This window comes from Ruegeria sp. CDSB029, assembly GCF_059611125.1.
Window position 1 is genome coordinate 35929 of sequence record NZ_JBXWOX010000013.1, and the last position, 14385, is coordinate 50313.

Genomic DNA, 14385 nt, shown 5'->3' on the forward strand with positions numbered 1-14385 from the left:
CAGGCCAAAAAATGACCACCGACCCCCTTGTTGTCTTTACTCCGTCAGGCAAACGCGGGCATTTCCCCGTGGGCACTCCGGTTCTGACCGCTGCACGGCAGTTGGGTGTGGATCTGGATTCGGTCTGTGGCGGCCGTGGGATTTGTTCGAAATGTCAGATCACGCCCAGCTATGGCGAGTTTCCTAAACACGGCGTAACCGTATCCGAGGACGCGCTGAGTGAATGGAACGCGGTCGAACAGCGTTACGATGACAAACGCGGCTTGAAGTCGGGCCGTCGTCTGGGCTGTCAGGCGACAGTTCAAGGCGACATCGTGATCGATGTCCCACCCGAAAGCCAGGTCCACCGTCAAGTTGTTCGCAAGGCCGCCACCGCGCGGGCCATTACGATGGACCCGGCAACCCGGCTGTATTTCGTGGTGGTAGAAGAGCCCGACATGCATTCGCCAACAGGCGATCTGGAACGGCTGGAACGCGCGCTGCACGAGCAATGGAACATTGACGCCATCACCGCTGATCTTTCGCTGATGTCCAAGCTGCAGCCCGTCCTGCGCAAGGGCAAATGGGAGGTCACTGTTGCCCTCCACAAAGGCCACAAGGATGAAGTGGCGCGCGTGGTCGAAATCTGGCCCGGATTGCATGAACATGGGCTTTATGGTCTGGCCATCGACCTTGGCTCGACCACAATCGCGGCTCACCTGACCGATATGGAGACCGGCGAGGTCAAAGCGTCCTCGGGCCTGATGAACCCGCAGATCCGCTTTGGCGAAGACCTCATGAGCCGCGTTTCATACTCGATGATGAACCCCGGCGGTGATCAGGAGATGACCAAAGCCGTACGAGAGGCGATCAACGATTTGACCACCTCAATTTCTGAGGAAGCCGGGATTAGTTCCGAGCTGATCGTGGAAACGGTTTTCGTCTGTAACCCTGTGATGCACCATCTGCTGCTGGGTCTGGACCCGGTTGAGTTGGGTCAGGCCCCCTTTGCCTTAGCAACCTCGGAAAGCATGTCCCTGCCTGCGCGTGAGATGGACCTGACAAATATGAACCCGCGCGCACAGGTCTACATCTTGCCGTGCATTGCGGGCCACGTCGGCGCCGACTGCGCCGCGGTGGCACTGTCGGAGGAACCGGGAAAATCCGAAGACCTTGTGCTTATCGTGGACGTGGGCACCAACGCTGAAATCCTGCTGGGCAATACCAGCCGCGTCTTGGCGTGTTCCTCACCCACCGGCCCGGCATTCGAAGGCGCGCAGATCAGTTCCGGCCAGCGTGCCGCGCCCGGGGCGATTGAGCGCATTGAAATCGACCCTGTCACAAAGGAACCGCGCTTTCGCGTGATCGGGTCCGAAAAATGGTCCGACGAGGAAGGCTTTGATCAAGAGATTGCCACAAGCGGCATTACCGGCATCTGTGGCTCGGGCATTATCGAAGCGGTCGCCGAAATGCGCATCGCCGGATTGCTGGACGAAAGCGGCCTGATCGGGTCTGCAGACCAGACCGGCACGCCCCGTTGTGTACCCGAAGGCCGCACCCACGCCTATCTGATCCACGACGCCAGCGCCGAGGGCGGTCCGCGCATCACGGTCACGCAGGGCGATATCCGCGCCATCCAGCTGGCCAAATCCGCGCTCTATGCCGGTGCACGCCTGTTGATGGATGAAATGAACGTCGACACGGTGGATCGCGTTGTGCTGGCCGGGGCGTTCGGCGCGCATATCTCGACCAAGCACGCGATGGTTCTGGGTATGATCCCCGATGCGCCCTTGAACAAAGTCTCAAGTGCAGGCAACGCGGCTGGCACCGGCGCGCGGATTGCCTTGTGCAACATTGGTGCCCGGTCCGAGATTGAGCGTGTTGTGCGTGAGATCACTAAGGTCGAAACGGCCATCGAGCCGAAATTTCAGGACCATTTCGTCGCCGCAAATGCCATCCCGCACAAGACGGACCCGTTCCCGGAATTGGCGCAGGTGGTCACTCTGCCCTCGCCCTCCTTCAATGCCGGTGGCGGAGAAGAAGGCTCTGGTCGCAGACGGCGCAGGCGGTCATAGTCACCTCTGACACAAGGGAGGCGACATGCAGATCGCAAACGAGGAACAGGCTGAATACTGGGGAAAATCTTCGTCCGGTGCCAAATGGCTGACCTATGAGGACCAGCTGGATCAACTGATGGCGCCGGTCCTTGATCTAGTGCTGGAACGTGCCGGGTTAAAACCCGGCATGCGTGTTCTGGATATCGGCTGCGGTACGGGCGCAAGCGCGATCGCCGCCGCACATGCCGTGGGGCCAGATGGCCACGTTCTGGCGGCCGATGTCTCGCAGCCATTTCTGAACCGCGCATCGGCACGGGCATCCGATGACGGATCGCAAAACATCACCTTCCAATTCGCCGACGCCCAGACCCACGCCTTTGAAGCAGCGGACCGAGATGCCATGATCTCGCGATTTGGGGTCATGTTTTTTGAGGATACGGTTGCCGCCTTTGCCAACATGACCCGCGCGCTAAAGCCCGGCGGCACGATGACCCTTGCCGCCTGGGGACCATTGCATGGAAACCCATGGTTCAAAGTGCCCCACATCGCGGCCACTGAACGGCTGGGCACGCCGCCAAAGGTCGACCGGAATGCACCGGGCCCCTTGGCGTTTCATGATCGTGAACGGGTTACCGGGTTGCTGGAAAAGGCAGGTCTGAGCAATGTTCGCGCCGATTCTGTTGACCTGATGTTGCACTTTCAAGGCTCTTTGCTGGATTGCGCCGGCCTGTGCACCCGCGTTGGCCCCGCTGCCCGTGTTATTACCCATTTCGACGGCAAACCCGAAGACGTGACTGCGATCCAACGCGCCGTCGCCGAAGCGTTTCACCCCTTTGCCAAAAATAGCTCGGTGCATATCCCGGCTGAAATCAATCTGTTTCAAGCGCGTCGCCCGGAGTAAATGACCACAGACGCACCCATGCCCAAAGCGCTAATTTCTAAGCTTTTCCGGTGACGAATTGAGTTTTGGAGCGGGTAGCGGGAATCGAACCCGCGCGTTCAGCTTGGGAAGCTGACAGGCTACCATTACATCATACCCGCCGCGTTATTCACCGATATCACCAGAGGCTTATCGACTTCAAGAACCCATCATCGGAAAAGCGGCACCGCCTTGTTCCGTCTTGACACACCCCAACCTTCGAACAGGGCAACGCACCTGGTTCCGTGAAAAAGAAATTCCTTCTGCCTCAACACCAGTTGCGCTTGCAGATCGACCAGTTCCTCGAAACGTTCCTTTTTCCCAAACGCTTGCTTAGGTCAGCGTCTGCCTGTGTTGGGCGACGATGTTGGCTCATCTTCGTACATGACAGTATCGCGATATCGCCACTAACACAGCGATCTTGTCAGGTTCCAGCGGCGATCAGCATCAATACGAAAAAAGGCCGGACACGTGGTCCGGCCTTTGTTCACTGGAACAGCGATTGGGTCAGGCGCGACGACGACGCCCGCCACCACGACGGCCACCAACAGCGCCCGCTGCGCCGGCCTCTTCAGGGGATTTGTTAAACCGAATCCACTCACCACCGTGCGGGTCATTATTGGTCAGCAGGTTGGCGGCACGGATGGCTTCCATTTCCTTACCGGCACGCGGTTTGGTCGAACCCAGACCGAACAGCTGACAGAAGGTTTCGTCATCCATGTCCCCAGGCAGAATGATCCCCTTGGCTTCGACCTCGGCCTTTTTCTCGGCCAGCTTTTTGGGACCCACAGGCAGCGCCACCGGGTTCATGATTGCCGACGTCATACCTGCGCCCATTGCCATCGGCAGGAACGCATTGTTGATGCCGTGGCGGTTTGGCAGACCAAAGGACACGTTCGAAGCACCACAAGTGGTGTTTACGCCCAGTTCTTCGCGCAGGCGACGGACCAGCGCAAAAACTTGCTGACCAGCGGTTGCCATCGCGCCGATGGGCATCACCAGCGGGTCAACGACGATGTCATGCGCCGGGATACCGAAATCGGCAGCCCGCTCAACAATCTTCTTGGCCACTTCGAATCGCACATCGGGATCTTCGGAAATACCGGTGTCATCGTTAGAGATCGCAACAACCGGCACGTTGTATTTTTTGACCAGCGGCAAAACCAGTTCCAGACGATCTTCTTCGCCGGTGACCGAGTTCAGCAACGGACGGCCCTCGGCAGCTTCAAGACCAGCTTCCAGAGCGCCGGGAACGGACGAGTCGACACATAGCGGAACGTCAACCAGACCCTGCACCAGTTCCACGATCTTTCGCATCAGTGGCGGTTCGGTCTCGTTCGGGTTGGGGTTCGAGTTGTAGACAACGCCCGCGTTAATATCCAGAACGGTTGCTCCGGCCGCAACCTGCGCAATGGCGTCCTTCTCAACGGTTGAGAAATCGCCGGCTTCCAGCTCGGCCGCCAGTTTCTTACGGCCCGTCGGATTGATCCGCTCACCGATCACGCAGAACGGTTCGTCAAAGCCCAGAACGGCAGTTTTTGTTTTTGATTCTACGACTGTACGCGTCATGTCCGTTCCTTAGGAGTTTGCAGGCTTTGCCGAAGCGCCGCCGTTATTGATGGCCCAGTTGGCGTTGGTCTTGATGCCGCCAAGCGGGAAGAAGTGTACATTGGTGATGTTGAAATCCGGGTTGGCCGCTTTGTGGTTGGCCAGTTCGGTGATCACATCGGTCGGCTCATAGGGCAGCAGCAGCTTGGACACATCCATCGCACGCTTTTGCAGGACCTTCAGCGACGGGCCAACACCGCAGGCGATGGCGAACTTGATCAGCGTCTGCAGCTTGGCCGGACCGGCGATACCGATATGGATCGGAATATCGATACTAGCTTCTTTCAGACTGTCGGCCCATTCGATGATCGGCTTGGCTTCAAACGCAAACTGCGTTGCCAGCGCCATTTCAGCATCCGTGGTCTCGCTGAATTTCTGCTTCCAGCGCAGCGCGTCGTCGACATTCTTGGTCGAGCCGTCTGGGTCGATATCTTTGTTGCCCTCTGGGTGACCCGCAACGTGCAGACGCTTGAAACCCGCCTTGTCGAACAGACCACTTTCCAGCAACTGCATCGAGCTGTCGAAATCGCCGTGTGGGTTGGCAACGCCACCGGCCAGCAGCAATGCCTGATCTACGCCCGCTTCGCCCTGATACATGGAAATCCAGTTTTCCAGCGTGGCGGCGTCCTTGATGATCCGCGCAGGGAAGTGCGGCATCACCGGATAACCTTCGTCAGCGATCCGCTTGGCGGTCTTGACCATATCCTCGATCGGAGTGCCTTCGATATGGGCGATGTAAACGCGCGTACCTTCAGGCAGCAACACGCGGAAATCTTCGACCTTTTCAGCGGTGCGCGGCATCACCTCGATCGAATAGCCTTGCAAAAAGGCTTCGACGGTCGGGTTTACAGGGCCGTTTTCGACCGCATCACGTTTCTTGAAGTTCAGCAAAGCCATCGCGGCCTCCCATAGATGTCTTGGGCTCATGCCCAACCGTCATTGGCGATCAGGGCTTTGATGCGGTCCTGATCGTATTCCGTTTCCAAACGCGTGGCTTCGGCCTCGGCAATCTCGGACGGGTCGCCGTCGACTGCAAAGGGGGCCGCCTTGCGCCATTCGGCCAGATAGGCATCGCTATCCTTGGCGTTCACCTTCATGGCCGCGCGGTCGATGGCTTGTTCGAACCGTTCCTCTAATTGCCGCTTTGCGCCACGACGGCCTTTGCCGACGATGACTTGGGCGGGAATATCGCGCCAGTAAACAATGGTGACGTCAGGCATTGCGTTTGATTCCTCCTAACCAGATGGACCGGTTCTAAACGTCTATGTGGGGGCAAGTCGGTCGATTTTCGACACAAGGCGCATTTCCAGCGACGTTTTTGCCCGCGATGGGATACCGGGGTTGTAACGAAGACTGAACCAAACGCGCATATCAAAATTCTCATCACTTTAATGAGCGTCTTGCACGACGCACACGCCCGACCTATGGTCGGGGTAACTCGAAAATCGGAGGGCGTTTAATATGGCGCCCAAGCGTCCCAAAGGTGCGGGCGCGTTCCCGAAGGCGGTCGAAAGCCCCGCGCCGGCAAGACCCGATCCAGATGCGTTGTATGCGGCGCTGGATTTGGGGACAAATAGTTGCCGCATGTTGATAGCCCAGCCCAAGGGCAGCGGCTTCCATGTGGTCGACAGCTTTTCCAAATCCGTGCAATTGGGCGCGGGTTTGGAACGGACCGGACGGTTGTCTCGGTCTTCGATGGCGCGCACCATTCAGGCGCTGCGCATCTGTCAGCAAAAGCTGAAACGCAACAAGGTCAGGCGCATGCGTCTGGTCGCGACCGAGGCGTGCAGGCGTGCCAAAAACTCACGCGAATTTATCCGACAGGTCAAACGCGAAACCGGACTGACGCTTGAGATCATCCAGCCCGAGGAAGAGGCACGCTTGGCCGTGATCTCTTGTGCACCTCTGGTATCCACCAAGACCGAGCAGTTGCTGGTCGTGGATATTGGTGGCGGATCAACCGAACTGGTGTGGATCGACATCTCATCCGTACCGCGCCGGGACCGCCCCGCCGCGATCATGCGGCTGCACCATGGGTTTCACACGACTGACAGCCCCTTCCCTGCGGCAAAAGTCGTCGACTGGATCAGCGTACCCCTGGGTGTTGCAACCCTGCGCGATCAGTTCAACGACGTCGAAGATGACTCCGCTCGCTTTGCCCTGATGAGCTGGTTTTTCGAAGAAAACCTTGCCGATTTCGCACCTTACAAGGACGAGCAAGCCCGCCTCGGGTTCCAGATCGTCGGTACCAGTGGCACGGTTACAACCGTTGCGGCTTCTCACCTTGGACTCAAGCGCTATGACCGGACCAAGGTCGATGGTTTGCGCATGACCAGCGATCAGATTGACAAAGTCATACGAGGGTATCTAGAACTCGGCCCTCAGGGCCGCCGACGTGATCCCCGGATTGGGGATGACCGGCAGGCGCTGATCATGTCCGGCTCGGCCATTTTGCAGGCGCTGTTAAGATGCTGGCCCACCGATCGCCTTTCAGTGGCAGACCGGGGGCTGCGCGAAGGCCTGCTTTATGCGCAGATGAGTGCGGACGGCGTACTGGAAGACGGACCGTTCTGATGGCGAAGACACCAAGTGGCAAAAACAACTCGGGGCGCGGGCAGCGTGACCTGAAGGTCAAGGTAAAGACTGCACGCGGGCGTAAGCTCAGCTCGACCCGTTGGCTCGAGCGGCAGCTGAACGACCCCTATGTGAAACGTGCGCAGGTCGAAGGGTACCGTGGGCGCGCAGCGTTTAAGATATTGGAGCTGGACGAAAAGTACCGGTTCCTCGTGCCGGGTGCACGTGTCGTCGACCTTGGCTGTGCGCCGGGTGGATGGTTGCAAGTCGCGGTCAAACGAGTGAATGCGCTGGGCGAACGTTCCGGCAAACGGATAGGCACAGTTCTGGGTGTCGACCTGCAAGAGGTCGAACCGGTCGCAGGTGCCGAGGCACATGTGCTGGACTTCATGGAAGACGATGCCGACGACAAGGTCAAAGAGTGGCTGGGCGGCAAGGCTGACGTGGTGATGTCGGACATGGCCGCGTCGTCATCTGGGCACAAGCAAACCGACCACATGCGCATCATGGCTCTGTGCGAAACGGCGGCCTATTTCGCCTTTGACGTACTGGAAGAAGGCGGCACGTTTGTTGCCAAGGTTCTGGCCGGTGGCGCCGAAGGCGATCTGCAAAAGCTGCTGAAGCAGAAATTCGACAAGGTTGCGAATGTGAAACCACCCGCGTCGCGTTCGGACAGTTCCGAGAAGTTCGTTGTCGCAACCGGGTTCCGGGGCTAGATCAGTCGTCCAGCGAAATCCGATCCTCTGTCAGCACCTGTTCGCGCAGTGAAGCGGCGGCAATACCTTGTATCAACAACGCTTCGCCGTGATTGATGTATTCCGGTGGTCGGGCCCGCAATTCCTCGATCCGTTGCGACAAAGCCAGTGGCTTTTTCAGCTTGGACGTGTGGACCGGTTTGAGAAACATGTGTCACCTATAAGCTGGGGCAATTCTTGCCTCAGCTTGATCGGTAACTATGAAATTTGCCGGGAAAATGACGGAAACCGGGCCAAGCCGTGCCGTTTCAGCGGCCCAGTTGTTGTTTCAACTGCAAAAGGTTCGGGTCCTCTGGGATGATCCCTAACCCCTGCTCCAGAACATCGCGTGCGGCCTGAGGCCCACGATTGATCTGCGCCAGTTGCACCAGCATTGGCCAGGCTTCGGCGCGTTGCGGGTCCAGCGCAACGACCTCTTGAAACGCCCGCTCGGCAGCTGGAGCATTGCGGAACGTCAGGGCCATACCGCCAAGCACGAGATGCGTTTCAGGAAAATCCAGACGGTTGGAAATCGCCGACTGCCACTCGGACATGCCCTGCCCCGACAATTGCTGTTGTTCCGCAGTCAGGGCCTGCGGCGGAATGTTCAGAAACTCTTTTGCCGCCGAAATGCGGACGTTTCGCAACGGGTCGGACAGCAGCGGCTCAAGCCGTTGGATTTGATCGGGCAAGCTGGCCTGACGCTGCAACGGCGCTGCGTTTGCGCGAACCAGAGCGTCCTCGTCCTCCAAAAGCCCAGCCGTTCTGGCCGCTATATCAACGGACCCAAAAGGTTGAAGCAGATAGGTGGCCGTGGCGCGCACGATACCGGGTTGATCACGGTCGGTCGCAATGTCCAGAAGTTCCTCCGGCCCATCCGCGCGACCCAACGCTGCCGCCTGAAAGGCCGTCCCGAAATGCGGCTTTCGATGCGCGCTGTCGGGGAACCAGCCTTCGATCTGCTGGGCGGCCCATGTCTGATCCTGATCCGAATGGCAATCGGTGCAGGCGTCCTGCCCAAGCCCCAAATCGGGACGAGGAACACGGAAACTGTGATCGCGCCTACCGTCGACACCCATATAGACACGCTCGATCATATGGCAGGACTTGCACTGCGCACCCTCGCTATTCGCTGGGTGATTGTGATGTTCCGGCACATCGTACTCTTTGGCAGCCAGAGTTGGAAACTTGGGATTCGCGGCAGGCGAGTGACACTGCGTACACACCCCGTTTCCATCTGCCCTCAGACTTGCGCTATGCGGCTCGTGACAATCCATGCAACCTACGCCGCGGTCATACATCTTGGATTGCAGGAACGAGCCATAAACATAGACTTCATCCAAAATCTGACCGTCCGGGTGGTACAGCCCGGGACGCAGGACTGCCAGATTATACGCGTCATGATAAGGCGTTCCGGGCAGCGGATTGCCGTCTCCATGCGCCTCACGGCGGGAATGACAGCCGGCACATTGCTGGATCTCAGCCTCGGTCTGCCCTTTACCCCAATCCATCAGGAACCCGGTATCGCCCAGACCCTGCGGCAGACTTTGTCCCCCGACCCAATCGATATGCGCAGAACCCGGGCCATGGCAGCTTTCGCACCCTACCCCGATCTCGGCCTGAACCGAGTCGTATGTTCTGGTTTCAGCGTTGTACTTTTTCTCAAAACCGGTCGCGTGACATTCCGCACACCGCGCATTCCAGTTCTTGTAAGGTCCGGTCCAGTGCAACCCGTCATCAGGGGGTAAATCCTGATCGGGATAGAGGTGAAACCACTGCTTGTTCTCGGTATCCCAAACAACATCGAAACTCTGCAACCGGCCGGGTTCTGTTTCGAACAAGTATTGCTGCAACGGTTCAATGCCGACGACGGAATGTACGCCGTATTCGGTGGTCACCCCGTCCTTTTCCGTGACTTTCGCACTCAACGCGCCTTCGGTGTCGTTGAATTCAACCGACATCCCGTCATGGTCGAATTGCGTTCCGTCAAAATCGGCAACTACAGCCCCGTCTTCAACCTCTGTCCAGGACAGTGCGTGGTGGGATTTGGACCATGCCGCCGCCTCGTCCTTGTGGCATTCGGCACATTGATCCGACCCGACATAGGCCGGAGACTGGCCAAAGGCGGCCACAGGCACAAACAGCCCGACGCACAACGTCAGAAATTTCACTGAGAACCCCGATCCTGATTGTCTTCCAGATCCATCAAAGCGCCGTTGTATTCGGCACCAAGGATCAGAATTGCCGCGCACAGGTACAAAAAGATCAGCGCCGCCATGACGCCCGCCAAACCCGCATACGTGGCGCTGTAGCTGGCGAATTGCGCGATATAGATCGAGAACCCCCACCCGCCGGCCGCCCACAAGGCCAACGTCAGAACAACACCCGGCAGTATTTGCATCAGCCTGTGCCGCCGCGTTGGCAGGATCAGATGCGCCAACAGGACAGTGCCCGCCGGAACCGCGACGGTGAAGGTCCAGCGCAACCTGTCCACCGACAACCAGTCCGAGACATTCACATCAGTCTTCTCGCTCACCAATTGGGTGTATGCAGGCAAAACGACTTCGACCGCTGCAATGCCTAGAATGGCAACACCACCAACAATCACCAGCCCCAGGCACAGCAACCGGGTTTTCCAGAACGGCCAAACGTCGCTGTCGTGATAAGCCTGGTTCATCGCCGCCCGCACCGCCATCACGCCGTTCGAGGCGAAGAAGATCGCCAAAAGACCACCCAGCGTTATAACGCCCGAGCCGGATTCCTGCAGAACGGCCCGCAATTCAGCCACGATCGGCCCCGCGACGTCTTTGGGCCACGCCCCAAACACAAGCTCGATCAGTTCGTCGGTGACATAACCCTGAGACAACGACCCCGCCAAAGCCACAGTGAACAACACAAATGGAAACAAGGCCATCATCAGAGACATGGCGACGTGGCTGCTCATCACGAACCCGTTTTTGTTGTTGAACCGCCCTACGGCCAGCCACAGGGCTTGAAACGGTTTACCAACGAAAGGAATCACACGTGCATTCATGCGCTCAGCCTAACCCGCCTCGGCTTTGCTCTGAAATGGCAAATCCCTTCAGAACGTAAATTATCTGGCCCAAATGTTTGGGCACATTGCAGAATCTCGACCAGCGGTGCAGGATCATCTTCCAGAGCGACCACCAATCGTTGTAACGTGCCACGCGGCATCACAGGCGGGCTAAGCGATGACTTTGGAACCTGATCAGAACACGGGCGGCCCGCGGCTAAGGCTGTCGGTTGTCCGCGATACGACAATTGTTGCCACGCTGATTGTGCTGGGACTTTACGCCGGCTCGGCTTTTTTGATCCCGCTGACCATGGCTTTGTTGATCAACGTTTTGATTATCGCTCTGAGCGACCGGGTAATCTCAATGGCGCGGGTGCCCGTCTGGCTGGCCAACATCGCCGCAGTCACAGTTGTTTTGGCTGGTTTGTTCGTGATCATGTACATCCTCGGCAGCCAGGCGACGCAGTTCGCCCGATCCATCAGCACGTATGAAACCCAATTCGACGGCGCCGTGAACCGGGTCACGGGGCTGGTTGGCAATGACGTCACCACGTTTATCCGTGACAACCTGGTCAGTATCGACATGTCCTATGTCGCGCGTGTGTTGCTCAGCAGTGCAACATCGCTGCTGAACCAGTTTTTCCTGATCAGCCTGTACGTGGCCTTCCTGATGGCCGAGCGTCTGGCCTTTCGCAAAAAGATACAACTGGCTGCGGGCAATCCCGAAACCGGGGCCGAATTCACCACAATTTTGGATGCGATCACATTCAGCCTGCAGCGCTATGTCGGGGTAAAAACCTTCATCAGTCTGGTCACCGCGGGCATCAGTTACTCGGTCTTCAAGGCCCTTGGACTTGAATACGCCGAGACATGGGCCGTGCTGACATTTGCGCTGAACTTCATCCCGTCCATCGGGTCGATCATTGCCGTGATTTTTCCGTCCATGATCGCCCTGGTTCAATATGAAACGATCGGACCTTTCCTGATCATCGTGCTTGGCTGCGGCACCATCCAGTTTCTGATCGGCAATTTTGTTGACCCCGCCTTGCTGGGCCGGTCACTGAATATGTCTACGTTTCTGGTGATCCTCGCGCTGACGTTCTGGACCACCGTCTGGGGGCTGATCGGTGCGTTCCTGAGTGTTCCGTTGACCGTCTGCATTCTGATCATCTTCAGCCATATCCCTGCGCTTAGGCCTGTGGCAATTCTGATGTCTCTTGATGGCCGCCTTGGTGATGACAACGTGCCTGCACGGACCCAATAGTCTGTGCAAAACCCGATCTTCATAGGGTCCGAGATCTATCGCCATTCGACTTATGGCTCAAAACACCCGCTGGTTATCCCGCGCGTCTCCACCGTCATGGACCTGTGCCGCGCGCTGGGCTGGATCAATTCGAAAAATTACAGGGTCAGCCCACGCGCAAAACCCGACGCGCTGCACCGCTTTCACACGCCGGACTACATAGAGGCGTTGCAGGCCGCGGAAAGAGCTCAAAGCGTCTCGGATGACGTACGCACGACCTATGCGCTGGGCACTCTGTCCAACCCGGTTTTCCCCGAGATGTACCGACGACCGGCTACAGCGGCCGGAGGATCGATGCTGGGCGCTGAACTGATCCGCGACGGCGGCATCGTGTTTAATCCTGCCGGCGGAACACACCACGGCTTGCCCGACCGTGCCAATGGCTTTTGCTATCTGAACGACCCGGTGCTGGCGATCCTGACACTGTTGCGAATGGGCCTGGACCGGATTGTCTACGTCGATATCGACGCCCATCACTGCGACGGGGTCGAGGCCGCCTTTCAGGGTTCGGACACGGTTCGGATGATTTCCATTCATGAAACCCGCCGTTGGCCGTTCACCGGCAGGCTTGATGATGACGCGGGTGGCGCGGCGTTTAACCTTCCGGTGTCCAGAAACCTCAACGATGATGAATTTGACGTCATTCTCGACCAACTGATCCTACCTGCCACCGAGGCCTTCAAACCGCAGGCCCTTGTTCTTCAATGTGGTGCCGACGCGGTTGCCGAGGATCCGTTGTCTCGACTGGCGCTGTCAAACAACTCTCACTGGAAGGCCGTTGTCGCGCTGAAGGGCATTGCGCCCCGGGTTCTGGTTCTGGGCGGCGGCGGGTATAACCCATGGTCGGTTGGTCGCTTGTGGACCGGTGTTTGGGCCACATTGAATGACTTTGATATCCCCAATGCGCTGGGCGCGGACGCACAGGCCATCCTTAAAGCCCTGAACTGGAGCCGGGCGGCCGGTCGAAACCCTCCGATCCATTGGCTTCAAACCCTGCGTGACACACCAAACAACGGTCCTATCCGGCCAGAACTGAATGAGGACTTGCACCGGCTGACGGCGCGGATTTCACAGTAGATCGGCGACACAAAGGCTGCTAACATTCCGCTGTTACAGGACATTTTCTAATCACCGCACAAAGTAAAAATTCAGTTTCAATAACTGACGCCGATTGGACCCGCCAAATGAATGCACTTAATCAGATAAATGATCTTAAAGCCCGCATGGGACAATCGATCATCGGGCAGACTGACGTGATCGACCGATTGCTGATCGGGATGTTGGCCAACGGAAACTTGCTGATTGAGGGGCTTCCCGGTCTGGCCAAGACCCGCGCGGTCAAGGCAATGGCACGTAACCTAGACGCACGTTTCAGCCGGATTCAGTTCACTCCGGATCTGCTGCCATCCGACGTTACGGGGACCGAGGTGTTTCAGCAGACCGATGACGGTGGCACATTCCGTTTCGAGCCAGGCCCCATCTTCGCCAATATCGTTCTCGCGGACGAGATCAACCGCGCCCCCGCCAAAGTTCAGGCTGCGTTGCTCGAAGCGATGGAGGAACGGCAGGTAACCGTCTCGGGAACTACGCATAAAATGGAACCGCTGTTTATTGTGATGGCGACCCAGAACCCGATTGAACAGGAAGGCACCTATCCCTTGCCCGAAGCGCAGATGGACCGGTTCCTGATGCACGTTCAGATCACTTACCCTCCGGTCGAGGATGAGGTTGAGGTGATCCGCTTGGTTCGCGGGGAAGAGATTTCTGCGGGCAAGGGCGCATCCAAAGATACACCACCAGCAATCCCTCGGGACGCTGTTTTTGCTGCACGGGCCGAAATCGGCCAGATCCACGTATCCGACGCAATGGACCGCTACATGGCCGATCTGGTGCAGGCCACGCGAACGCCCGGCGCGCTCAGTGACGAGCTGGCCAGCTGGATCGACATAGGAGCAAGCCCACGCGCCTCGCTGGCATTGGACAAATGCGGTCGCGCGCATGCCTGGATGAACCAACGCGACTATGTCGACCCCGCCGATATTCGCGCCATCGCACATGATGTATTCCGCCACCGCATCACCCTGAGCTTCGAGGCACAAGGAAGCGCCAAATCGGCGGATGATGTGATTTCGGAAATCCTGCAGCTTGTTGCGCTGCCCTGAAACCAAAGGAACGCC

General features: G+C 58.0%; 13 protein-coding genes and 1 tRNA gene. 7 read left to right on the forward strand and 7 right to left on the reverse strand.

Annotated features, from left to right (window positions below):
* Nucleotides 1-11: 11 nt before the first annotated feature.
* The gene (locus AC2FI8_RS15500) at nt 12-2054 is read left to right on the forward strand and encodes an ASKHA domain-containing protein (RefSeq protein WP_496780002.1); all 2043 of its coding nucleotides are present in this window, start codon (nt 12-14) and stop codon (nt 2052-2054) included.
* Between the two features lie 25 nt (nt 2055-2079).
* Nucleotides 2080-2937, forward strand: a complete 858-nt coding sequence (locus tag AC2FI8_RS15505) for a class I SAM-dependent methyltransferase (RefSeq protein ID WP_496780004.1) — start codon at nt 2080-2082, stop codon at nt 2935-2937.
* Nucleotides 2938-3003: 66 nt separating this feature from the next.
* Here the strand turns inward: AC2FI8_RS15505 and AC2FI8_RS15510 are convergent.
* The 4 genes from AC2FI8_RS15510 to AC2FI8_RS15525 all read right to left on the reverse strand — a co-directional run bounded on the left by AC2FI8_RS15510 (nt 3004) and on the right by AC2FI8_RS15525 (nt 5783).
* Nucleotides 3004-3077 (reverse strand) — tRNA-Gly (locus AC2FI8_RS15510).
* A gap of 385 nt (nt 3078-3462) precedes the next feature.
* On the reverse strand, nt 3463-4524 hold the full coding sequence (locus tag AC2FI8_RS15515) for a methyltetrahydrofolate cobalamin methyltransferase (protein WP_496780006.1): 1062 nt from the start codon (nt 4522-4524) through the stop codon (nt 3463-3465).
* 9 nt (nt 4525-4533) lie between these two features.
* A complete protein-coding gene (locus AC2FI8_RS15520; protein ID WP_496780099.1) occupies nt 4534-5460 on the reverse strand; it encodes a methylenetetrahydrofolate reductase in 927 nt (308 codons plus the stop codon).
* Between the two features lie 26 nt (nt 5461-5486).
* Complete coding sequence (locus tag AC2FI8_RS15525) at nt 5487-5783, reverse strand: virulence factor (RefSeq protein ID WP_058271696.1); 297 nt, start codon at nt 5781-5783, stop codon at nt 5487-5489.
* A 241-nt stretch (nt 5784-6024) separates the two neighbouring features.
* On the opposite strand from AC2FI8_RS15525, the gene AC2FI8_RS15530 reads away from it, so the two are divergent.
* Nucleotides 6025-7137, forward strand: coding sequence for a Ppx/GppA phosphatase family protein (locus tag AC2FI8_RS15530; RefSeq protein ID WP_108858582.1), 1113 nt, complete (start codon nt 6025-6027; stop codon nt 7135-7137).
* A complete protein-coding gene (locus tag AC2FI8_RS15535) occupies nt 7137-7853 on the forward strand; it encodes an RlmE family RNA methyltransferase (protein WP_058271698.1) in 717 nt (238 codons plus the stop codon). The genes AC2FI8_RS15530 and AC2FI8_RS15535 overlap by 1 nt, the downstream gene beginning before the upstream one ends.
* A gap of 1 nt (nt 7854) precedes the next feature.
* On the opposite strand, the gene AC2FI8_RS15540 is transcribed toward AC2FI8_RS15535, so the two are convergent.
* The 3 genes from AC2FI8_RS15540 to AC2FI8_RS15550 form a co-directional block, all read right to left on the reverse strand.
* Nucleotides 7855-8043, reverse strand: a complete 189-nt coding sequence (locus AC2FI8_RS15540; protein WP_058277992.1) for a hypothetical protein — start codon at nt 8041-8043, stop codon at nt 7855-7857.
* Nucleotides 8044-8140: 97 nt separating this feature from the next.
* Nucleotides 8141-10042, reverse strand: a complete 1902-nt coding sequence (locus AC2FI8_RS15545) for a multiheme c-type cytochrome (RefSeq protein WP_496764793.1) — start codon at nt 10040-10042, stop codon at nt 8141-8143.
* Entirely contained in the window at nt 10039-10905 is an 867-nt protein-coding gene (locus AC2FI8_RS15550) for a YihY/virulence factor BrkB family protein (protein ID WP_496764791.1), read from the reverse strand. The genes AC2FI8_RS15545 and AC2FI8_RS15550 overlap by 4 nt, the downstream gene beginning before the upstream one ends.
* Before the next feature lie 178 nt (nt 10906-11083).
* Between AC2FI8_RS15550 and AC2FI8_RS15555 the strand changes: the two genes are divergently transcribed.
* The 3 genes from AC2FI8_RS15555 to AC2FI8_RS15565 all read left to right on the forward strand — a co-directional run bounded on the left by AC2FI8_RS15555 (nt 11084) and on the right by AC2FI8_RS15565 (nt 14370).
* Nucleotides 11084-12169 (forward strand): AI-2E family transporter, encoded by a 1086-nt coding sequence (locus AC2FI8_RS15555; protein WP_496738546.1) that lies wholly within the window; start codon nt 11084-11086, stop codon nt 12167-12169.
* A gap of 3 nt (nt 12170-12172) precedes the next feature.
* Nucleotides 12173-13285, forward strand: coding sequence for an acetoin utilization protein AcuC (locus tag AC2FI8_RS15560; protein ID WP_496780008.1), 1113 nt, complete (start codon nt 12173-12175; stop codon nt 13283-13285).
* 107 nt (nt 13286-13392) lie between these two features.
* The gene (locus tag AC2FI8_RS15565; protein ID WP_496727110.1) at nt 13393-14370 is read left to right on the forward strand and encodes an AAA family ATPase; all 978 of its coding nucleotides are present in this window, start codon (nt 13393-13395) and stop codon (nt 14368-14370) included.
* Nucleotides 14371-14385 lie beyond the last annotated feature (15 nt).

Coding starts and splice junctions, on each gene's coding strand:
- AC2FI8_RS15500 (WP_496780002.1), top strand. CDS start 12: ATGACCACCGACCCCCTTGTTGTCTTTACTCCGTCAGGCAAACGCGGG.
- AC2FI8_RS15530 (WP_108858582.1), top strand. CDS start 6,025: ATGGCGCCCAAGCGTCCCAAAGGTGCGGGCGCGTTCCCGAAGGCGGTC.
- AC2FI8_RS15525 (WP_058271696.1), bottom strand. CDS start 5,783: ATGCCTGACGTCACCATTGTTTACTGGCGCGATATTCCCGCCCAAGTC.
- AC2FI8_RS15565 (WP_496727110.1), top strand. CDS start 13,393: ATGAATGCACTTAATCAGATAAATGATCTTAAAGCCCGCATGGGACAA.
- AC2FI8_RS15535 (WP_058271698.1), top strand. CDS start 7,137: ATGGCGAAGACACCAAGTGGCAAAAACAACTCGGGGCGCGGGCAGCGT.
- AC2FI8_RS15505 (WP_496780004.1), top strand. CDS start 2,080: ATGCAGATCGCAAACGAGGAACAGGCTGAATACTGGGGAAAATCTTCG.
- AC2FI8_RS15540 (WP_058277992.1), bottom strand. CDS start 8,043: ATGTTTCTCAAACCGGTCCACACGTCCAAGCTGAAAAAGCCACTGGCT.
- AC2FI8_RS15555 (WP_496738546.1), top strand. CDS start 11,084: ATGACTTTGGAACCTGATCAGAACACGGGCGGCCCGCGGCTAAGGCTG.
- AC2FI8_RS15520 (WP_496780099.1), bottom strand. CDS start 5,460: ATGGCTTTGCTGAACTTCAAGAAACGTGATGCGGTCGAAAACGGCCCT.
- AC2FI8_RS15515 (WP_496780006.1), bottom strand. CDS start 4,524: ATGACGCGTACAGTCGTAGAATCAAAAACAAAAACTGCCGTTCTGGGC.
- AC2FI8_RS15550 (WP_496764791.1), bottom strand. CDS start 10,905: ATGAATGCACGTGTGATTCCTTTCGTTGGTAAACCGTTTCAAGCCCTG.